The sequence below is a fragment of the Pseudomonas sp. SORGH_AS_0211 genome, from assembly GCF_031453455.1.
Lineage (GTDB): Bacteria > Pseudomonadota > Gammaproteobacteria > Pseudomonadales > Pseudomonadaceae > Chryseomonas > Chryseomonas aestiva.
Genome location: NZ_JAVIZV010000001.1, coordinates 3,564,171 through 3,584,303, shown reverse-complemented (window position 1 = coordinate 3,584,303; position 20,133 = coordinate 3,564,171). Strand labels below are relative to the sequence as shown.

Genomic DNA, 20,133 nt, shown 5'->3' with positions numbered 1-20,133 from the left:
CTCCAGCAGCAGTCGCCACCAGGGGCGCCGGGCCTCGCGCAGGGCGGTATGGCGATCCAGACCGATATCGGTCAGTTCCCGGTCGGTAAGGTCCGGCAGGCTGCGGCGGGTGGTCAGCTGGCGTCGGAACAGCAGCCAGCAGCCGCTGGCGCGGGTCTGATCGTGAAGGCTGGGGTCTCTGGGCATGGCGTCTCTCCTGGGCTGTCTCCATGCTCCGCCGCCAGCAGCCTCAGGGGCAGATCCAGGCCGGTGGGTTGTCCGCCATACAGCGGCCTTACAGCGGCCAGCTGTATGGTGCACGGCGTGGCCATCTGTATGGCGCGCGTTTCTTGTCTACGCCGCTATAGTCCGGGCATGAATCGCTATCAGTTGTTGGCCGATGCCCTCGGCCGCCGTATCGAGCAGGGCCTCTATCGACCGGGCGAACGCCTGCCGTCGGTGCGCGCCCTGGCCCAGGAGCACGGGGTCAGTCTGGCCACGGTGCAGCAGGCCTATCGGCTGCTGGAGGACCGTGGCCTGGTGGAGCCACGGCCCAAGTCCGGCTACTTCGTCCGCCTGGAAAGACGCGTCATCGAGTTGCCGCGGGTGACCCGGCCGGCGCGCTGGCCGGTGGAGGTCTCCGGCTGGGAGCCGGTACGGGAGCTGATGACCAGCACCCCGGATTCGGTACGGGTGCAACTTGGCCGCGGCCTGCCGGATACCGAGGCGCCGACCCTGGCGCCGCTGCTGGCCGGCATGGCGCGGCTGGCGCGGCGACCGGGCAATGCCGGGCTGTCCTACGACAGCATCCAGGGCGTGGCGGCGCTGCGCGAACAGGTGGCGCGGCTGCAACTGGATGCCGGCTGCGTGCTCACCGCCGATGACATCGTCATCACCAGCGGTGCCCACGAGGCCCTGGCCACGGCCTTGCGCGCCACCTGCCAGGAGGGTGACATCGTCGCGGTGGATTCGCCGACCTTCCACGGGGTGATGCAGACCCTCAAGGGCCAGGGCCTCAAGGCGCTGGAGATCCCCACCGATCCGCGTACCGGCATCAGCCTGCCGGCGCTGGAACTGGCCCTGGAGCAATGGCCGGTGCGCGCCATCCAGCTCACCCCCAGCTGCAACAATCCCCTGGGCTACTGCATGCCCGAGGCCAGCAAGCGCCAGCTGGTGGCCCTGGCGCGCAAGCACGACCTGGCGGTGATCGAAGACGATGTCTATGGCGATCTGCTCTATGGCTATCCGCGGGCACGGGCGCTCAAGGCCTTCGACGAAGACGACCGGGTGGTGCTCTGCAGTTCCTTTTCCAAGACCCTGGCGCCCGGGCTCAGGGTTGGCTGGGTAGCGCCCGGGCGCTATGCCGAGCGCATCCTGCACCTCAAGTACATAGGCACCGGCTGCACCGCCCCCCAGCCGCAGCTGGCCATCGCCGAATTCATCGCCGCCGGCCACTACACCGTGCACGTCCGCCGCATGCGCGCCCAGTACCAGCGCAATCGCGACCTGATGAGTGCCTGGGTGCAGCGCTACTTTCCCGCCGGTACCCGGGTCAGCCAGCCCCAGGGCAGCTTCCTGCTGTGGGTCGAGTTGCCCGAGGCCTGCGACAGCCATCGACTCAATCGCGAACTGCTCGCCCAGAGCGTGCAGATCGCCTGCGGCAGCATCTTTTCCGCCTCGGGCAAGTACCGTAACTGCCTGCGCCTAAACTATGCCCAGGCCCAGCGTCCGGGGATCGAGGAGGGCGTGCGGCGTGTCGGCGAGGCCGCGTGCCGGCTGCTCGACGAAGCGCTGCCGCGGTCGCTGGCGCTGCCGGTCTAGCCGAGTTCGGCGATCTCGCTGCAGTTGCGCCCGCGATGCTTGGCCCGGTAGAGGGCGGCATCGGCCTGGGCCAGCAGGCGGACCGGGACGCCTTCCGCCAGCCGCGGCGTCACCGCCACGCCGAAGCTGGCGGTGACCGGCAGCGCCTCGGTCGGGCCGACGGCGAAGGGCGCCTCGGCGATGCCGCAGCGCAGGCGCTCGGCGAGCGCCAGGGCGTCGGTCGGCTGGGCCACATCGGCGAGCACGGCGAATTCCTCGCCGCCGATCCGGGCAATGCGATCACCGGGACGCAGCAGCTCGCGGCAGCGCTGCGCCAGCTGCTGCAGCAGCAGATCGCCGGCGGCGTGCCCGTAGGTGTCGTTGATGCGCTTGAAGTGATCGATATCGAAGGCGATCGCCGCCAGCTGTCCGGTGGTGCGGGTCACCCCCTGCGCCAGCTCGCGTTCGAAGGCGCGGCGATTGGCCAGGCCGGTCAGGTAGTCGGTCTCCGCGCGAATGCCCAGTTCGGCGATCAGGGCATCACGCTCCTCTCGCAACCGGTCGGCCTGCAGCCATTCGTCTTCCAACTGAGCGAAGGCGGCGAACAGGCTGCGCGGGTCGTTTTCGGCCACCGTCCCGAGCGGTCGGGCGCGCCGGCTGAGGCTCAGCAGCCGCTGGGTATTGGCCAGCAGCGGCGTCAGCAGGCGCTGCTTGAGCAACAGCAGGCCAGTACCCAGCGCCAGCAGGATGCCCACCGCCGCGGCGATGGTCAGCCACAGCCGCAGCTGGGCTTCGCGTGCCAGGACGTCGGCTTCCTCGTGGGCCAGGCTCAGCATCTCGTCGCGCAACTCCAGGATGCTGACCATGGTCGGGACATAGCCCTGGGCGAAACTGGCCGCGCTGGGCGCCGTGCCGGTCGCCAGGGCGGCGAGGGTCTGGTGGTACCAGTCCAGGCCTTCGCCCAGGTAGCGCTCCTGCACCTGCACGAAGCGGTCAGGCTCGGGGCGACCGGGCGCCAGATTGAGGTTGCTGCGCAGGAGATCCATCAGCTGGTTGATGCGGCCCTGGGTCTGCAGCAACTGGACCTGTTCCGCTCCACTGGGCAGGCGCTGCGCCTGCAGCGCCGGGGTCAGCAGCGAGCCCAGGCGTCCGGCAGTATCGCGCAGGTGGGCGGCGAGCTTGGCATTGACCAGGTAGATGGCCACGGCCGGGCTGCGCTGGATGAGGTCGTGCAGGGTAAGGTCGGCGGTGATGAAGTTGCTGTCGAGGGCGCGGAACATGCTCTGGACCACCGTGGCGATATCCTGGGGCTCGGGATCGTCCGGCGTCGCCTGGAGGCGCTGGTCGACCCGGGCGCGGGCCTGCAGCAGCGCTTGATAGCCGTTTGCCGCCTGCTCGGCGGTCACGCTGCATTGCCTGCACCCCTGCAACAGTGCCTGTAGCCGGGCGAAGCGCTGATCGCTCAGGGCTCGGGCGCGCGCCAGCTCATGGCTATCGCCGCCGCGACCGCCGAGCAGGGCATTGGGTCGGGCCACGCTCGGCGGAGACGGCCTCCACCAGCCGCAGCGCCTCTTCGTAGACCGGCAACTGGTCACGGGTCAGGCCCATGCTCGCCGAATTCTCGTGGGCCTGCTGGACGAGCAGGGCCATGCCGCAGGCGGTGGCGAGCGAGGTCACCACCAGCAGGGCATTAATTAGTCGATTGAGGTGAGTGGTCAGCAGAAAACGGCCAGACATCAGGCGACACCGAAGCGAACATGCCCAGGAGGCGAGCCGATTCCAGACAGCGGTGGATTCAGGCTCTCAAGGTGCGCCGATGTTAAAAGGTCTAGCTTTCAAAACGTATACAGCCGGGGTCGGGCAGTTTGGTTATTGCGCAAACGGTCATGCCTGTAGCACGAGCGGCAGGGCGGCCACGAAACCTTGTCAGGCAGACGGGGTATTGCCCACCCTCTACACTGGCCATTTTTGCGAGGTCCTGCCATGCCACCCCGTATCTATCTTGCTGGTCCCGAGGTCTTCCGGCCCGATGCCGTCGCCCAGGGCGAGGCGCTCAAGGCGCTGTGCGCCCGGCACGGCTGCACGGGCCTGTTTCCGCTGGACAACGCCGTTCCCCCGGCGCTGACCGAGCCACGCGAGCAGGCGGCCTGGATCTATCGGGCGAATCTGGCGCTGATCGAGCAGGCGGATGGCGTCCTGGCCAGCCTGGACTTCTTTCGCGGCGCCGAGCCTGACAGCGGCACCTGCTTCGAGGTGGGCTACGCGGTGGCCCTGGGCAAGCCGGTGGTGGGCTATGTGCCGGAGACGGGCAGCCTGGCTGAACGGATTCGCGCGCGCCATCCCGAGTGGGTAGGGGCGGGGCTGCTGGATAAGGACGGTTGGACGCTGGAGGAATTCGGCCTGCCGCTGAACCTGATGCTGGCGGTACCGGCCAGCATCGTCGTCGGTGGGCCGGAGGTGGCCCTGGCGGTATTGCGCGAACGGCTGGGCTAGCGAGGTGGGCGTGCGACCCTCACCCCGGCCCTCTCCCAAAGGGAGAGGGGGTGGTTGGCCAGGACGGTGGAAAAGGCTGCGCCGTTTTCCACGCTACGGGGCCTTGACCCGGGAAGGGGGGCGGGGTCAGCCGCGCGCCAGGGCCGCCAGTTCGTCCAGTCCGCTGTGGCCATCGGCATAGGCCGCGCGGAAGCTGTCGCGCTGTTGCCAGCGCGCCCAGAAGGCCGCCAGGTGCTCGAAGCGCTCGTCCAGCGGCGTCTGGTTGGTGGGGAACTTGGAGAAGGCGATGGCGGTGCACAGGGTGATGTCGGCGAAGGTCGGCGCCGCGCCGCCCAGCAGCCACTCGCGCCCATCGGCCAGGTGCCGATCCACCAGCGCCGCGTGCATCAGGGCTTCCTTGCGGCAATGTTCGCCCCATTGCGGATTGTGGGTCAGCTCCAGCTTGTGGCCGAGGCCTTCGTGCTGCACATGGAACATGGTCACGATGCGATAGAGCACATGGACGAAGATGCGGTCGTTCCACATGGCGTCCTGGCCCTGTTCCAGCGGCGTCTCGCCCATTACCTTGCGTCCGGGATAGCTGTTGTCCAGATAGCGGGCGATGGCCGCGCTCTCGGCCAGGTAACCACCCTCGGCGAATTCCAGGGTCGGGGTCTCGCCCCAGGGATTGCGCTTGAGATGCTGCCACTGGCGTTGCTCGCCTTCGGGCGCCATCTTCAGGATGACCTCCTCGAATTGATCGGCGATGCCCTTTTCATGGATGAACAGCCGCAGCCGTTGCGGATTGGGAAAGGCGGACGGCGAGGTGAAAAGGCGTAGCTTGGCCATGGAGGGCTCCGGAAGGGACAGTGACGAAGCATGCGACTGCGGCCAGTCGTGCCGCGTTCGTACGAGGTGACCAAGGATGCCGGGCCAGGGCAGGGGCGAACAGCCAAGCCGCTGTATGCCCTCCATGCAGAGAGTCGATTGGTCAGGCCGGCGTTCAGCTCATGAGGCTGGCGACGATCCGTTCGCGCAGCCAGGCATGGGCTGGATCGCGGTGCAGGCGTTCGGGCCAGAGCAGCAGCATGTCGAAGCCCGGGATGGCCAGGGGTGGCGGCTGGACCTGGAGGCCGGGATGGTTCAGCGCGATCTGGGCGGGCAGCAGGGCCACCAGATCGCTGACCAGCAGGGCACTGGCCAGGGTGGCGAAGTGGGGCACCGACAGCACCACCCGCCGTTCGCGGCCCTGTTCCGCCAGCAACCGGTCAGTGACGCTGGCGAAGCCGCCACCGCTCGGCGAGACCAGCGCCTGATCCAGTTGGCAGAAGGTTTCCAGGGACACAGGTTGCAGCAGCGCCGGATGGCCGCGCCGGCCCGCCAGCAGATAGTGTTCGGTGAACAGCAGGCGCTGGCGCAGACCCGCTGCGGCGGTATCGGCCACGTCCAGCGCCAGGTCCAGGCGATCCCCCTCCAGTTGTTCGGCGAGCAACGCCGGCGTCTTGTCCAGCAGCGCCAGGCGGATACCGGGCGCCTGCTGGCGCAGGTCAGCCAGCAGCGGGGTGAGCAGGGTGGTGGCACTGTGGTCGCTGGCGGCGATGCGCCAGGTTCGCTCGGCGCGAGCCGGTTCGAAGAGGGCGGCCGGTGCCAGGGCCTCGTCCAGGGCGGCCAGCGCCTGGCGCAGGGGCTCACGCAGCGCCGTAGCGCGCGCCGTGGGTCGCATGCCGCGCGGCCCGGGTAGCAGGAGGGGATCGTCCAGCAGGTGGCGCAGCCGGCCCAGCTGCAGGCTGACGGTGGGCTGCGCCAGATTCAGGCGGCGCGCGGCGCGGGTGACGTTGAGTTCCACCAGCAGGGCGTCGAGAGTCACCAGCAGATTGAGATCGAGGCGGCGCAAGCTATTGTGCATGGCAATGGCTACTGTTTCGGTAATTCATTTCCAGCATAGCTCCGCCGTCACCTAGCCTGACCACCTTTCATTCGAGAGGTACGTGCAATGAAGGTCCTGCTGGTCTACGCCCATCCCGAACCCCGATCGCTCAACGGCGCGCTGCGCGACTTCGCCGTGGCCCATCTGCAGGCGGCCGGCCATGCGGTCCAGGTCTCCGATCTCTATGCCCTGCACTGGAAGGCCACCCTGGATGCGGCGGACGCGCCGCACCTGGCGCCTGGGGCGCGCTTCGATGCGGTCCTGGATTCCCGGCAGGCCTATGCCGCCGGCCAGCAACCGGCGGATATCGCCGCCGAGCAGGCCAAGTTGCTGTGGGCCGATGTGCTGGTCCTGCAATTTCCGCTGTGGTGGTTTTCCTTGCCGGCCATCCTCAAGGGCTGGGTGGAACGCGTCTATGCCTGCGGCTTCGCCTATGGCGTCGGCGAGCACAGCGACACTCACTGGGGTGACCGTTATGGCGAAGGCACCCTGGCCGGCAAGCGCGCCATGCTGGTGGTGACCTGTGGCGGCTGGGCGTCGCATTACAGCGAGCGAGGCATCAATGGCGCGCTGGATGACATCCTCTTTCCCATCCAGCACGGCATCCTCTTCTATCCCGGTTTCAGCGTGCTACCGCCGTTCCCGGTCTATCGCACGAGCAAGGTGGACGCCGCCGGCTTCGAGCGACTGTGCCAGGCCTATGGGGCGCGGCTGGATGGGCTGGCCACGGACACGCCCCTGGCGTTCCGGCGGCAGAATGGTGGGGATTACGAGATTCCGGCTCTGACCCTGAAGCCCGAGCTGGCGCCGGGGCGGACCGATCTGGGGATTCATCGGCGAGAGGCGTGAGGGCTGGCGCGGCCTGGTTGCCATGGCTCGAGCTCATGCCGAGGTTGGCGCTGCGCGCAGCGAAGCCCAACAGCGGGGTTGGGCCTTGGGCAATGTTGGGCTTCGCTGGCGCTCAACCCGACCTACGAAAACCGTGCCCCGCGCCGTAGGTTGGTGCTGAGCGTAGCGAAGCCCGACAGCGGGGTTAGGCCTTGGGCAATGTTGGGCTTCGCTGGCGCTCAACCCAACCTACGAAAACCGTGCCCCGCGCCGTAGGTTGGCGCTGAGCGTAGCGAAGCCCAACAGGCGGGAATGGGCGTTGGGCAATGTCGGGCCTCGCGGCGCTCAATCCGACCTATGCAAGCCAGGCACGAGCGATTTCAATTGGCTCTCTTGCTGTCCACCTGGTCCAGGCGGCCGCCGCGAAAGGTGAGGAAATACAGCATGCCGTTCCACGGACCGTAGGCCCATTCCTCGACGAATTCCACCTGGCGATAGCCGTAGCCGTCGGTGACCTGGCGTTCGCCCAGGGGTGTGACGGTCAGCGGATCGCCGCACTTGCCGCGAACCTCGTGGGTGGTGGAGCCGGTCGAGACCAGGGCGCTGCCGCAACGCAGCGACGCGGCCTGGCTGGTGCCGGTGGCGAGCAGGAGCAGCAACAGCAGTACGCGCTGATTCATTGGCGCTGGAACTCGATGCGAGTGAGGCGGTTGGCTTCGAAGGTGAGGATGTAGTTGGCGCCGTTCTTCGGGCCGTAGACCCATTCCTCGATCACCGCCTCACGGCGTTCGTTGCGGCCCAGTTCGTAGCCCACCAGGTCGCGGTGGGCGGGTTCGCCGCATTTCTGCAGCACTTCGAAGGCGCGATCGCCCCGGCTGACCAGGGCGTTGCCGCACCTCATGGAATCGGCGGCGGCGCCGGTGGCGACCAGCAGGGTGAGGGCGGCGAGCAGGCAACGCATGGGGGTCTCCTGACCGGTCAGAGCACCCCGAGCTGCAACTGCGCGGCCGTGGGCGATTCACCGGATTGGGCTTGAGTGCTGACGTCCAGCAGATAGACCCGCTGGGCATCCAGTTTCGCCGTGTCCACCAGATAGGTCTTGATGGCACCCGCGCGCTGCTGGGCCAGGCTGCGCAGGAGGCCGTCGTTGCCGCTCCAGGCTTCGAGCACCGCCTGGCGCAGGCGCGCCGTGCGGGTGGCATCGTCAAGACTATCCCATTCCTGCGGGGGTTGCGCCTGCAGTCGCAGGCGGTACAGGCCTTCCAGCAGGGGCGCGCGCATGGCATCGGGCACCTGGAGCTGGCTGGGATCGGCCGGGACCTTGTCGCCGCGACGCTGCAGCAGGTTGAAGTACTGGGTCTGGAAGTCCTTTTCCAGCTGGCTGGCGGCCAGGGCGCGGCCATCGCTGGCGGCGCCGGCATGGCCCCTGACCTCCACCGTCAGCTGCGGGCGCTGGCGCAGGGCCGCGGCCAGCTTGTCCAGCTCGCCGCGGGCCTGGGTCGAGAGCGTGGTGCTGCCGGCGGCGAAGTCGATGGCGCTGAGATCCGCCTCGTGCCCGCCGACCAGTCCCGCCAGCATGCGGAAGGGCGCCTGGACGGCGCGGCTGAGCACATTGCGCAGGGTCTGCCAGACCACCGGCATGACGCTGAAGTTGGGATCGGCGAGATTGCCCGCCACCGGCAGGCGCAGGTCGATGCGACCGTGGCTGTCCTTGAGCAGGGCCACGGCCAGGCGCACCGGCAGGTCCACGGCGTCCTTGCTGTCCACCCGCTCGCCCAGTTCCAGCTGGTCGAGCACCACGTGGTTCTGCGCCTGCAGCTTGCCGTCGTCGATGCGGTATTGCAGGTCCAGGTCGAGTCGCCCCTTGCGCACCGCGTAGCCGGCGAACTTGCCGGTGTAGGGCGACAGGGTGGTGAGTTCGACCTGGCGGAAGTAGGCGGTCACGTCCAGCTGCTGCAAGGGATCGAGAGGGTCGAGGCGGCCCTTGATCTCCACCGGGGCGAAGCGATCGACCTTGCCGGCGAGGTGGATGTCGGCCGGCTTGGAGGCGGCGGTGTCCAGGGTGCCGATGCCGCCTTCCAGCGACTGGATGTTGGTGGCGAAGCCGGGCTTCAGGCTGTTGTCGGCGAAGTCGGCGCTGCCGTCCTTGATGCTCACGCCGCCGATGCGGATCTGCAGCGGTGGCGAGCTGTCCTTCGACGCGGTTTTCGGCTGGGGCACCAGCAGGGCGCTGAAGTTGTTGCTCAGGTTTTCGTTGATCACCAGGGTGCCATAGGGCTTTTCCAGGTCGATCCTGTCGATCACCAGCCGCTTGCCCAGTTCGAAGGCGATGCCCTGCACGTCCAGCCGCTGCCAGCGCATGAAATCCTGCTGGTGCAGGGTGTCGAGCACATGCACCTGGGTCACCTGGGCCGCGCCGCTGAGGGTAAGGCCCAGGGGTTCGCCCGGGGCCAGGGCCACCTTGAGCCGGCTGGCCAGCTGGCCGCTGCGGATCTCCAGGCGCACATAGGGGCTGAGATAGGGCTGGGCCTGGCGCAGGTTGAGTTCGTCGATGCCGACGTCGAAGCTGCCCTGCAGGGGCGTCAGCGCCAGCTGGCCGCTGGCGGTGATGCGGCCGCGATCACCCAGGGTGGTCTTGAGCTCCAGGCCAAAGGGTTTGCCGCTGGCGGTATCGAAGCCCTTGAGCGCCAGGTCCAGGCCGCTGAAATAGAGACTGGCCGGCTCCTGGGGCACGCGGTCCACCAGGTGCAGCTGGTTGTCGCTGAGCTGGGCGTCGTCGAGCTTCACGCGCCAGGCCGGACCACTGCTGGGGGCATCGCTGGTGGGGAAGAGCTTCTGCCAGTCGAGCGTGCCGTCCTGCTCGCGATTGCCCCAGGCATCCAGGCCGTTGCCGCGCAGGCGGGCGATGCTGACTTCGCGCTTTTGCAGATCCAGACCGATACCCTCGGCGGCCAGGCGCTTGAAGCTGGCCTTGGGTTCGGCATCCACCGCCTGCACGGCGACGTCGTCCAGCGCCAGGCGGCCCTGGCTGAGTTGCAGTTGCAGGGTCTTGCTCAGGTCCAGGCGGTAGTGGGTACTGGCTTCCAGGCGTCCCTTGCCCAGCGCCAGCGGCAACTGGTTGCGCACATAGGGCCACCAGGGCGCGAGGCTGACGCCCTTGAGGGTCAGGTCGCCTTCGCTGCGCAGCGGCAGGAGATCCAGGCTGCCCTTCCAGGTGAGCTGGCCGCCCTGGGCGGTGGTGGCGGTCATTGCCAGTTGGCCCGGGGTGTCGCCGCTACGGGTGCGGAAATCCTGCAGGGTGGCATCCAGGGGGGTGAAGGTGGCCTCCACCGGCTGGGCGCCCTGGGCATCGAGGAAATGCAGCCGGCCACCGACCAGGGCAATGCGCTCGATGTGCACCGGGAAGGGCTGGCCCGGCTCCGCATCCGCCGGTGTCGGCGAGGCGGTGGTGGGGTCGCTGCGCCAGAGTTTGGCCAGATTGACCTGGCCACCCTTGGCGATGCGCAGATCGACCTGGGGCTGGTCGAGGCGCACCTCGGCCAGGTGCAGGGTCCGTCGCCAGAGGCTGTCCCACTGCACATCGGCCGAGAAGCCTTCGGCAGCCACCACGGGGTGCTCCGCCGGACCGATCAGCAGCTTTTCGGCGTGCAACTGCAGGGTGAAGGGATTGAAGCTCAGGGCCTGCAGGCTGGCGGGCTGGGTGAGGCGCTCGGCCAGCGTCTGGTTGAGATAGTGCAGGGCGAGGCGCGGTCCGGCCAGGAATCCGAGCAGACTGTAGAGGGCCAAGAGCACGAGCAGCACGAGGCTCGCTTTCACAATTCTGGACATGCAGGCATCTAGGACGGCGAAGGTGCCCGGATTATGGCACGGCACCTTCGCCAACGAGGGCGCTGGCCGTCCCAAAAGCACTGCTGGCTAGGCGAGTCGTCAGGGACACGACTACAGGATCGGCAGCAGGATCGATCACATTTTCGCCAACCCGGACGAGCGGAGCGGGCGCACGACCGATCAGTGGTCAGGTGGACGGGAAGGCTTCTGGTAGAGGCGTCGAGGCCTTTGCCGAAGGCTCTACCGCGGCACTTTGCCATGATCCATCCGTCGCCCCGGATTAAGTTTGACTTAAGGACCGCCGACTAGTCTCGCGAACAGGTTGCATTCTCAGGGAGGGGGCGGCGACGGGCTGAGCGGCTCGTGGCGCGACGACAGGACGGCAGCGGCAACCGTGAATCGAGAATCCGCGTCGCCGGGAGTAGCAGATGTCCAGTCCGATCCAGCTCCGTTCCATCCAGAAGAAGATCCAGTTCCTGCGCACCACCTTCAGCTATGTCGGCTGGTCGCTGTTCGGTCTGCTGCTGTGGGACGTGGCGGTCACGGTGGACGCCATGCTGTTCGTCGACGAGCGCTTCGACCTGCCGCTCACGCCCCTGACCCTGCTGTGCTCGGCGCTGGTGGTGCTGATCAGCTTTCGCAACAGCAGCGCCTATGCCCGCTGGTGGGAGGCCCGTACCCTGTGGGGCGCCATGGTCAACAGCTCGCGCAGCTTCGGTCGCCAGGTGCTGACCCTGATCGACGACCAGGGCAAGGCGCAGAATCGGGTCAAGGCGGTGCTGCTGCGTCGGCACATGGGCTACCTGCACGCCCTGCGCGCCCAGCTCAAGCGCCAGGACCCGGCCGCGGCGGCGGCGCCCTATCTGGCCCGCCACGAGCTGGTGCTGGCCGACGGCAGCCTCAACTTCGCCAACGACATCCTTGCCGGCACCGCCGAGCTGATCGCCAGCGAATACCGCCAGGGCCGGCTGGACAGCATCCGCCTGGCGCGGCTGGAAGAGACCCTGGTGGACATGTCCAACTGGCAGGGTGGCATGGAGCGCATCGCCAACACCCCCTTGCCCTATCCCTATGTCTGCTTTCCGCAGCTGTTCAGTTTCCTGTTCTGCATCGCCATGCCGCTGGGCCTGGTCTCGACCCTCGGCTGGTTCACCCCGCTGGTGTCGACCGTGGTCGGCTTTATGCTGCTGGCGCTGGAGCGCATCGGCAGCGATCTGCAGGCGCCCTTCGCCGACAGCCAGCACCAGATCACCATGGACAAGCTGTGCGCCACCATCGAGGCCAACCTGCTGTCGATGCTGCGGCCACGCAGCGAAGAGGGCAGCGCCGTGGCCCTGGCCCAGCCCGAGGTCGAAGTCGCGCCGAGCCGACGGGTGGCCTGACCGGCGGCGTTCCCCAGGGGCGGCGGGTCGCCAGGCTGGAAAACGTGCGGAAAGTCCCGCGCCAGAGGCATTTCTTTCCTGGGGGTACGGCACTAGCGCCGCTTCGCTCCGGTCACATTTTGCAATCTCCCCTGGCAGCGGTGGTTGGCTGGGACCCGGCGGTCATACCGTGGGTCACTGGCGGGCCGGGGCGAGAGGTGCCGTGGGGCCTGCGTCCCGCGACCTATATCTCGCTACGGATGCCCGCTCATGTCCGAAACCCGTTCCCCGACCGCCGGGGCCAGCGCCGAACCCTCTCGCCGCGCGCGCCATGCCCTGGATGCCCTGAACTTCACCCTGGCCGACGTCCGCGACGGCCTGGGCCCCTATCTCGCCATCTACCTGATCGCCGTGCGCGGTCCGGGGGAGGGCTGGAACGAGGCCACCGCCGGTTTCATCATGACCCTGGCCGGCATCGCCGGGCTGATCGCCCAGACGCCCGCCGGCGCCCTGATCGACCGCACCCGCCACAAGCGCCTCATGGTCGGCGTCGCCGCCCTGGTGGTGACCGTCTGCAGCGTGCTGCTGCCCTTCGTCTCCAACTTCTATGTGGTGGCGGCCACCCAGTCGCTGGCCCATGCCGCGGCGGCCCTCTTCGCCCCGGCGCTGGCGGCCATCACCCTGGGCATCGTCGGGCCCAAGGCCTTCACCCGGCACATCGGCCGCAACGAAGGCTTCAACCACGCCGGCAACGCCGTCTCGGCGGCGCTGGCCGGTGGCCTGGCCTATTTCTTCGGCCCCACCGTGGTGTTCTGGCTGATGGCGCTGCTGGCGGCGGCCTCCATCGTCGCCATCGTCCGGGTGCCCCAGGACGAGATCGACGATGACCTGGCCCAGGGCCTTGGCGACGAAGTCGGCGCCCGCGATGCCAAGCCGGTATCGGCCTGGCAGGCGCTGCTGGCCAATCGCAAGTTGCAACTGCTGGCGCTGCTGGCTGCGATCTTCCACCTGGCCAATGCCGCCATGCTGACCTCGGTCGGCCAGCAGCTGACCCATATCGTCGGCAAGGACAGCGCCACCTCGCTGGTGGCCGTCTGCATCGTCGCCGCCCCAGTGCGTGATGGTGCCGGTAGCCATCCTGGTGGGGCGCAAGGCCGACGTCTTCGGACGCAAGCCGATCTTTCTCTTCGCCTTCGCCGTGCTGGCGATCCGCGGCGTGCTCTACACCTTTTCCGACAGCCCCTACTACCTGGTGGCGGTGCAGCTGCTCGACGGCATCGGGGCCGGCATCTATGGCGCCCTGATGCCGGTGATCGTCGCCGACCTCACCCGCGGCAGCGGGCGCTTCAACGTCAGCCAGGGCGCCATCGCCACCGCCCAGGGCCTGGGCGCGGCGATCAGTGCCACCATCGCCGGGATCATCATCGTCCGCTTCGGCTACTCAGCGGCCTTCACTACCCTGGCGGCCATCGCCGCGGTGGGCTTCGTGCTCTATCTGCTGCTGATGCCGGAGACCCGCGACGAGCATGTCGCCGGGGACACGGCGCGTTCGAGCGGTTCGGTGGTGGGAGGCTGAAATGGCACGCCAGGATGAGTTCCTCGCCTTCGCCCACCTCGGCGATCTGCACCTGACCACCGCCGAGGCGGACAATGCCCGGGACCTGCGGACCCTCCTGCAGCGCCTGCGCGGGCGCACCGAACTGGATTTCGTCCATCTGCCCGGGGACAACGCCGACAACGGCACCGCGGAGCAGTACCGGTTGCTCAGGCGGTTGCTGGACGACTTTCCGCTGCCGGTAACGGTGATCACCGGCGACCACGACATGGAAGGTGGCGATCTCGGCCCCTTCTACGCCGAGCTGCAGGTGCCCCAGCTGCCTTATTCTAGGGAGGTCGGCGGGGTCCGTTGCCTGTTCCTGGACATGTGCGGACCGGGCACCGGCGGGCCGGATTTTCGTCTTGGCAGCGAACAGTTGCAGTGGCTGGAGCGGGAGCTGCACGAGGCGACCCGGCTGGAGCAGCGCTGCGTGGTATTCATGCACAGCTATCCGGCGGACCTGCAGGGGCCCGGCGAGGCCGAGCGGGTGGCGCGGCTGCTGCACGAAGGTCCGGTGCGCCTGGTGGAGATCGGCCATACCCACTACAACGAACTGGCCCACGACGGCGGCGTGCTCTATGCCGCCTGCAGATCCACCGGCCAGATCGAGGAAGGCGGTGTAGGATTCGCGCTGGTCACCCTGGACGGTCCGGCGGTGAGCTGGCGCTTTCGCGAATTGCCCGACGGCTGGCCCTGGGTGCAGATCACCGCGCCCGGTGATGCCCGTCTCAACGGCGCCGGCGTGGCCGAGGTCCGCGAGTGCCGGGTGCTGGTGCTGGCCGAGAGCGAGATCAGGATCTGCGAGTGGCAGTGCGACGACGGTCCCTGGTGGCCCCTGCAGCCGCTGGGCGAGGGCCGCTATCGGGGGGACCGACCCGTGCCGGAGGGCGTCCGCCGGCTGCAGGTCCGGGTCCGGGATGCGCAAGGCGGCGAAGACCGTGACGAGATCGAGCTGAGCGGTCATCCGTGCCTCATCGCCGCTCCCGCCGACTGGGGCTCGGATCGCACCCGGCTGGGTGAATGGCAGGCCAGGGGCGTCCTGGGTACCCAGCTGGGGCCCAATCGCAATGGCCGCAAATGGTGAGGTCGGCCAGGCCGGTTTCGCGAATCGACTAGAAGGAACAGCGCTTTCATGGGGTCCATCATCACCACTCCCCACGTCCTGACGTGGGTCATCGCCGCCCTGGCCACCCTCGGGGTGGTCTCGCGACCCTTCGGTCTGCCGGAGGCCCTGTTCGCCGTCGCCGGCGCCGCGCTGCTGGCGCTGTTCGGCCTGCTGCCGCTGGACGGTGTCTGGCACGGCGTCGCCAAGGGTACCGACGTCTATCTGTTCCTTATCGGCATGATGCTGCTGGCCGAGATCGCTCGTAAGGAAGGGCTGTTCGACTGGGTCGCCGGCCATGCGGTGCGCGCGGCCAAGGGGTCGGCGTTGCGGCTGTTCGCGCTGGTCTATGGCGTCGGCATCCTGGTCACGGTGTTCCTTTCCAACGACGCCTGCGCCGTGGTGCTGACCCCGGCGGTCTACTACGCCACCCGCGCGGCGAAGGTGAAGAATCCGCTGCCCTATCTGTTCTCCTGCGCCTTCATCGCCAACGCGGCGAGCTTCGTGCTGCCGATCTCCAACCCGGCCAACCTGGTGGTCTTCGCCGAGCACATGCCCGAGCTGAGCCGCTGGCTGGCGCTGTTCACGGTGCCGTCGATCCTGGCCATCGCCGCGACCTTCCTCACCCTCTGGGCGACCCAGGCCAAGGTCCTGCGTGCCGAGCGGTTGTCCGAGGGGGGCGCGGTGGAGGCGCTGCCCACCACCGGACGCATCGCCGGCTGCGGCCTGATCCTGACCATCCTGGTCTTGCTCGGCGCCTCGGCGCTGGATCTGGAGCTGGGTCTGCCGACCTTTCTCGCCGGCTTCGCCACCTTTCTGGTGGTCGTGGCCTGCAAGCGTGGCGGCGGCCTGGAGTTGCTCAAGCACATTTCCTGGGGCGTGCTGCCGCTGGTGGCCGGGCTGTTCGTGCTGGTGGAAGCGCTGGAGACCACCGGGGTGCTGCAGGCGCTGGCCAATCAGCTGCAGGCCGCCGCCCAGGCGACGCCGGAGCGCGCCGCCTGGGGCGCCGGACTGCTGGTGGCCTTTGGCAGCAACCTGGTCAACAACCTGCCGGCCGGTCTGCTGGCCGGAGCGGCGGTGCAGACCGCCCATGTCTCGGAAAAGATCGCCGGTGCCGTGCTGATCGGCATCGACCTCGGGCCGAACCTGTCCATCACCGGCTCCCTGGCGACCCTGCTGTGGCTGGCCGCGCTGCGCCGTGAAGGGCTGGCGGTGAGCTTCTGGCAATTCCTCAAGCTGGGCGCCGTGGTGATGATTCCGGCGCTGCTGCTGGCGCTGGCTGCCCTGATCCATCTCTGACGGACGGTCTCCCGGCGTAGCGGCATTGTCGCTGCGCCTGGGGCACTATCGGGGTTCGTCCGCTACGGAGCATCGCCCATGGTCATCGCCCGCTACACCGGCTTCGCCCAGGCCCTGCACTGGCTGACCGTCGCCTTGCTGTGCCTGCTGTTGCCCTTCGTCTGGGTGGCGGAAAACTTTCCGCCCGGACCCGTGCGCACCCTCTGGTATCTGCTGCACGAATCCACCGGGATCTCGGTCTTCCTGCTGATCCTGATCCGTCTGACCTGGCGCTGGCGGCATCCGGCGCCGCCGGCCCATCCTCGTGACGGTCGTCTGCTGCAGCTGCTCGCCGCGCTTAACCATGGCCTGCTCTATGCCGTGCTGCTGCTGATGCCGGTGACTGGCTACCTGATGGCCGGGCAGGGCCAGTCGGTACCGGTGTTCGGACTGTTTTCCCTGCCGGGTTTTCCCCGTCATGAAGCCCTTGGCATCCTCGCCAATCGCATCCATGTGGCGGGCCAGTTCGCCGTCTACGGGTTGGTGATCCTGCACGTGGCGGCGGTGGTCTGGCATGTGGCGATCCGCCGCGATGGCACCCTGGAGCGGATGTTGCCCGAGCAACGGCCTTAAAGCCTCAGCCCCCTTCCACCAGCAGCCGATCACGCTCCAGCAGGGCCGGCAGGGTCTCGCGCAGGTGGTCCACCAGGGTGCGGATCTTGGCGTCGAGAAAGCGCCGCGACGGATAGAGCGCATGGATGTCCAAGGCATAGAGCCGATGCCCGGGCAGCACCCGCTGCAGGCGGCCACTGGCGAGACCGGCGACCGCGGCGTACAGCGGCAGGGCGCCGATGCCCAGGCCGCTGGCCACGGCTTCGGCCAGGGCATCGGCGGTGTTGACCTGGAAGGGCGGTCGATCCACCGCCACCTCGGCGCTTCCCTCCGGCCCTTCCAGCAACCAGCGATCCGGCGCCATGGCGCGATTGACCAGCCGCAGGCAGCGATGCCCGACCAGCTGTGCCGGAGTGGTCGGCCGGCCCTGGCGCTCCAGGTAGGCAGGCGCCGCGCAAAGTACGCTATGGGTGCTGCCCAGATGCGCCGAATGGAAGGCCGAGTCCGGCAGACCGTCGGCCAGGATCAGCGACAGGTCGTAGCCTTCCTTGAGGATGTCGGTGAAGGTGTTGGTCAGTTGCAGATCCAGGTCGACCTCGGGATAGCGCTCGCCGTAGCTGGCCAGGCTCTGGATCAGATAGTGCTGGCCGAGGCCGGTCATGGTGTGGATGCGCAGCCGGCCACGCGGCACGGCCAGGGCGTGACGGGCCTCGGCATCGGCTTCGTCGAGGTCGGCGAGGATGCGCCGGCAGCGCACCAGGTAGCGTTCGCCGGCTTCCGTCAGGCGCAACTGGCGTGTGGTGCGGTGTAGCAGCCGGGTCTGCAGGTGCTGCTCCAGCTGGCTGACCGCCCGGGATACATAGGCGGTGGTGAGTTCCAGCTGGCGCGCGGCGGCGGTGAAGCTGCCGGTCTGGGCCACGCAGGCGAAGGCGCGCAGATTGAAGAGATGATCCATGGACGGGGCAGGGCCGGACAAAGGGCCATTGTGGGCCATTACCCGCTCGTTGGTTAAGGCTGTTTGCCGCCATGCCCGGCTTAATCCGGGCGGGCGGAGCTTTCTAGAATGGCCACCGAAACGCTGCGTCTCGCCCCTTCCGATCGCTCTCGTTGGCCAGCATGCCTCTCGCCTCACCGCCGCTCGCGCGGTCCGCCGCTGCCTTTTCCCGCACCCGCTGGCCGAGCCGCAACGCCTGGCGCCGCGCCGCTCGCGAATGGGACCGTACCGATGGCCAGACCTGGGCCTTCATCGCCAAGGCGCTGTTGGCCGCGGCCCTGGCCCTATGGCTGGCCTATCGCCTGGAACTGCCGCAACCGAGCACGGTGCTGGTCACCGTGTTCATCGTTCTGCAGCCGCAGAGTGGCCAGGTGCTGGCCAAGAGTTTCTATCGCATCCTGGGCAGTCTCGCCGGGCTCACCTTCACCGTCGCCGCCATTGCCCTGTTCGCCCAGGAGCGGGTGCTGCTGCTCGGCGCCCTGGTACTGTGGATCGGCTACTGCACCCGCGGCGCGGCGCGCTATCGCGACTTTCGCAGCTATGCCTTCCTGCTGGCCGGCTACACCGCCTGTCTGGTCGGGCTGCCGGCGGTGGCCCAGCCCCAGGGCGCCTTTCTGCAGGCGGTGTGGCGCCTGCTGGAGATCGCCCTGGGCATCTGCTGCGCCGGGGTGGTGAGCGTGGCGATCCTGCCGCAGACCACCCGTGGCGTCTTGCGCCGCACCCTGGCGCAGCGCCTGCGCGACTTCCTCGCCATGGCCCATGACGGCCTGCTCGGCCGTCTCGACGCCGAACGCTTCGTCGCGCTCAGTGCGCGTTTCGCCGCCGACTCCGTGGGCTTCGAGAGCCTGCGCAGCGCCAGTGTCTTCGAGGAGCCCTATCTGCGCCGACGCAGCGGACGCCTGGCCGCCCTGGGCAATCGCCTCATGCTGCTCAACACCCGCTTCCATGCCCTCCATCAACTGCTCGAACGCCTGGCCGCTCGGCCACCGGCCGTGCGCCAGGCGCTGGTGCCCGCGCTAGGGTTGATCGCCGCCGCCTTGGCGCCAGGCCTGGGCCGCCTGCCGGAAGAGCGTGACCTGCGCCGCCTCAGTGAGCGCCTGGCCGCGGAGCGCAAGACGCTGATGGTCGCGATCCGCAGTGGCCGCCAGCAGCTGATCCGGACCGCACCCGCCACCCAGGCCGACCGGCTCGACTACGACACCGCCGCCGAACTGCTCTATCGCTTCGCCGAGGATCTGCACCTGCTGCTTGGCGCCCAGCTGGCACTTGAGGCGCCGGCGAGCACGACACCCGCGCCCCGGGAAACCTTCACGCCCCTGGCCAGCCGCGCGGTGGCCTGGATGGCCGGGCTGCGTAGCGCCCTGGTGGTGCTGGGCGTGGGGCTGTTCTGGATCGAGACCGCCTGGCCGAGTGGTGCGGCCTGCACCCTGGCGGCGGCGCTGATCTCGGCGCTGGCCTCCACCTCGGCCGATCCGCGCCGCTATTGCCTGCAACTGGCCGGTGGCACCCTGGTCGGGGCGCTGGCCGGTGGCCTGCTGCACGTCCAGGTGCTGCCCTGGATCGATGGCTTCGCGCTGTTGCTGCTGGTCCTCGCGCCGGTGTTCGCCGCCGGTGCCTGGCTGATCACCCGACCACGCCTGGCCGGCTATGGCACCGGGCTGATGGTCTGGTTCTGTTCGGCGGCGCTGCCGGGCAATCTGCCGCGCTATGACGCCGACCTCTTCTGCAACACCTACCTGGCCTATCTGCTGGCCTGTGGCGTGGCGGTGGTGGCCGTCAGCGTCCTGCTGCCGCCGAGCCAGCCCTGGGTCTGGCGCCGGCTGGAGGATGCCCTGCGCGAGCGCCTGGTCCACGCCATAGGCGCGCCCCTGAGCGGCCTGAGTGGTCGCTTCGATTCCGGCCTGCGCGATCTGCTCAACCAGGTGCAGGTGCTCACCGTGGGCCAGCCGGTGGTGCAGCGGCAGCTGCTGCGCTGGACCTTTCTCAGTCTGGAGCTGGGCCACGCCGTCATCGAGCTGCGCCTCGAGCAGGCCGCGCTACCGCCCTTGCCCTGGTATCGCGAACAGCGCGCCTGGCGCCTGGCGATCCGCGCCCTAGGTCGGGCGCTGGTGCGACTGTTCCGCCAGCCCGGTGCCGCCAACCTGGCCCGCGCCCTGACCGCCGTGGACCACGCCATCACCCTCGCGCACCAGGCCCAGCGCCACCTGGAGCCCACGCCGGGCGACTTCGATCGCTCGCCGCTGCGGCGCATCGCCAGCTACCTGCACGTCATCCGCACCTCGCTGCTGGCGCCGGATTCGCCCCTGGCCGGGTACCTGCCGCCGGCCCGGCCACCGGCGCGTGACGAAGGCTAGG

At 68.6% G+C, this 20,133-nt stretch carries 16 protein-coding genes and 2 pseudogenes; 9 read left to right on the top strand and 9 right to left on the bottom strand.

The annotated features are described in order from the left end of the window. Window positions 1–87: 87 nt before the first annotated feature. A pseudogene (locus QE393_RS22610) lies at window positions 88–186 on the bottom strand (hypothetical protein); the annotation flags it as partial. 168 nt (window positions 187–354) lie between these two features. On the opposite strand from QE393_RS22610, the gene QE393_RS16585 reads away from it, so the two are divergent. Further along, entirely contained in the window at window positions 355–1,800 is a 1,446-nt protein-coding gene (locus QE393_RS16585; protein ID WP_310044751.1) for a PLP-dependent aminotransferase family protein, read from the top strand. On the opposite strand, the gene QE393_RS16580 is transcribed toward QE393_RS16585, so the two are convergent. Next, on the bottom strand, window positions 1,797–3,314 hold the full coding sequence (locus QE393_RS16580; RefSeq protein ID WP_310044749.1) for a GGDEF domain-containing protein: 1,518 nt from the start codon (window positions 3,312–3,314) through the stop codon (window positions 1,797–1,799). The two genes, QE393_RS16585 and QE393_RS16580, sit on opposite strands and share 4 nt — an antisense overlap. Further along, complete coding sequence (locus QE393_RS16575) at window positions 3,271–3,516, bottom strand: hypothetical protein (protein WP_310044747.1); 246 nt, start codon at window positions 3,514–3,516, stop codon at window positions 3,271–3,273. The genes QE393_RS16580 and QE393_RS16575 overlap by 44 nt, the downstream gene beginning before the upstream one ends. A 246-nt stretch (window positions 3,517–3,762) precedes the next feature. Here QE393_RS16575 and QE393_RS16570 point away from each other — a divergent pair, with 246 nt between their 5' ends. Then, entirely contained in the window at window positions 3,763–4,272 is a 510-nt protein-coding gene (locus QE393_RS16570; protein WP_310044744.1) for a nucleoside 2-deoxyribosyltransferase, read from the top strand. A 126-nt stretch (window positions 4,273–4,398) separates the two neighbouring features. Here the strand turns inward: QE393_RS16570 and QE393_RS16565 are convergent, their stop codons facing one another. Both QE393_RS16565 and QE393_RS16560 read right to left on the bottom strand, forming a co-directional pair. Continuing rightward, window positions 4,399–5,100: a glutathione S-transferase family protein gene (locus QE393_RS16565; protein WP_273808979.1), complete on the bottom strand. Its 702-nt coding sequence runs from the start codon at window positions 5,098–5,100 to the stop codon at window positions 4,399–4,401. Window positions 5,101–5,254: 154 nt separating this feature from the next. Next, entirely contained in the window at window positions 5,255–6,157 is a 903-nt protein-coding gene (locus tag QE393_RS16560) for a LysR family transcriptional regulator (protein ID WP_310044741.1), read from the bottom strand. An 87-nt stretch (window positions 6,158–6,244) separates the two neighbouring features. Between QE393_RS16560 and QE393_RS16555 the strand changes: the two genes are divergently transcribed. Next, on the top strand, window positions 6,245–7,027 hold the full coding sequence (locus QE393_RS16555; protein WP_310044738.1) for an NAD(P)H-dependent oxidoreductase: 783 nt from the start codon (window positions 6,245–6,247) through the stop codon (window positions 7,025–7,027). 359 nt (window positions 7,028–7,386) lie between these two features. Here QE393_RS16555 and QE393_RS16550 read toward each other — a convergent pair whose 3' ends face one another. Genes QE393_RS16550 through QE393_RS16540 form a run of 3 tightly spaced genes read right to left on the bottom strand, consistent with a single transcriptional unit; the run spans window position 7,387 to window position 10,834 of the window. After that, window positions 7,387–7,686, bottom strand: a complete 300-nt coding sequence (locus QE393_RS16550) for a DUF2845 domain-containing protein (protein ID WP_273808982.1) — start codon at window positions 7,684–7,686, stop codon at window positions 7,387–7,389. Continuing rightward, complete coding sequence (locus tag QE393_RS16545; protein WP_133862215.1) at window positions 7,683–7,967, bottom strand: DUF2845 domain-containing protein; 285 nt, start codon at window positions 7,965–7,967, stop codon at window positions 7,683–7,685. The genes QE393_RS16550 and QE393_RS16545 overlap by 4 nt, the downstream gene beginning before the upstream one ends. A gap of 17 nt (window positions 7,968–7,984) precedes the next feature. Next, window positions 7,985–10,834: a DUF748 domain-containing protein gene (locus tag QE393_RS16540; RefSeq protein ID WP_405046259.1), complete on the bottom strand. Its 2,850-nt coding sequence runs from the start codon at window positions 10,832–10,834 to the stop codon at window positions 7,985–7,987. Between the two features lie 428 nt (window positions 10,835–11,262). Here QE393_RS16540 and QE393_RS16535 point away from each other — a divergent pair, with 428 nt between their 5' ends. From QE393_RS16535 to QE393_RS16515, 5 genes and pseudogenes are all read left to right on the top strand, one after another. Next, window positions 11,263–12,216 (top strand): bestrophin family ion channel, encoded by a 954-nt coding sequence (locus QE393_RS16535; RefSeq protein ID WP_310044732.1) that lies wholly within the window; start codon window positions 11,263–11,265, stop codon window positions 12,214–12,216. Between the two features lie 249 nt (window positions 12,217–12,465). Next, window positions 12,466–13,771, top strand: a pseudogene (locus QE393_RS16530) (MFS transporter). A gap of 1 nt (window position 13,772) precedes the next feature. Beyond that, entirely contained in the window at window positions 13,773–14,876 is a 1,104-nt protein-coding gene (locus QE393_RS16525; RefSeq protein WP_310044729.1) for a metallophosphoesterase, read from the top strand. A 48-nt stretch (window positions 14,877–14,924) separates the two neighbouring features. Then, a complete protein-coding gene (locus tag QE393_RS16520) occupies window positions 14,925–16,193 on the top strand; it encodes an arsenic transporter (protein ID WP_310044727.1) in 1,269 nt (422 codons plus the stop codon). Window positions 16,194–16,271: 78 nt separating this feature from the next. Then, a complete protein-coding gene (locus tag QE393_RS16515) occupies window positions 16,272–16,805 on the top strand; it encodes a cytochrome b (RefSeq protein WP_310044725.1) in 534 nt (177 codons plus the stop codon). A gap of 4 nt (window positions 16,806–16,809) precedes the next feature. Here the strand turns inward: QE393_RS16515 and QE393_RS16510 are convergent, their stop codons facing one another. Then, window positions 16,810–17,739 (bottom strand): LysR family transcriptional regulator, encoded by a 930-nt coding sequence (locus tag QE393_RS16510; protein ID WP_310044723.1) that lies wholly within the window; start codon window positions 17,737–17,739, stop codon window positions 16,810–16,812. 161 nt (window positions 17,740–17,900) lie between these two features. Here QE393_RS16510 and QE393_RS16505 point away from each other — a divergent pair, with 161 nt between their 5' ends. Beyond that, window positions 17,901–20,132 carry an FUSC family protein gene (locus QE393_RS16505; RefSeq protein WP_310044722.1) on the top strand — a complete coding sequence of 744 codons (2,232 nt, stop codon included), beginning with the start codon at window positions 17,901–17,903 and terminating at the stop codon, window positions 20,130–20,132. The last annotated feature ends 1 nt before the right edge of the window (window position 20,133 follow it).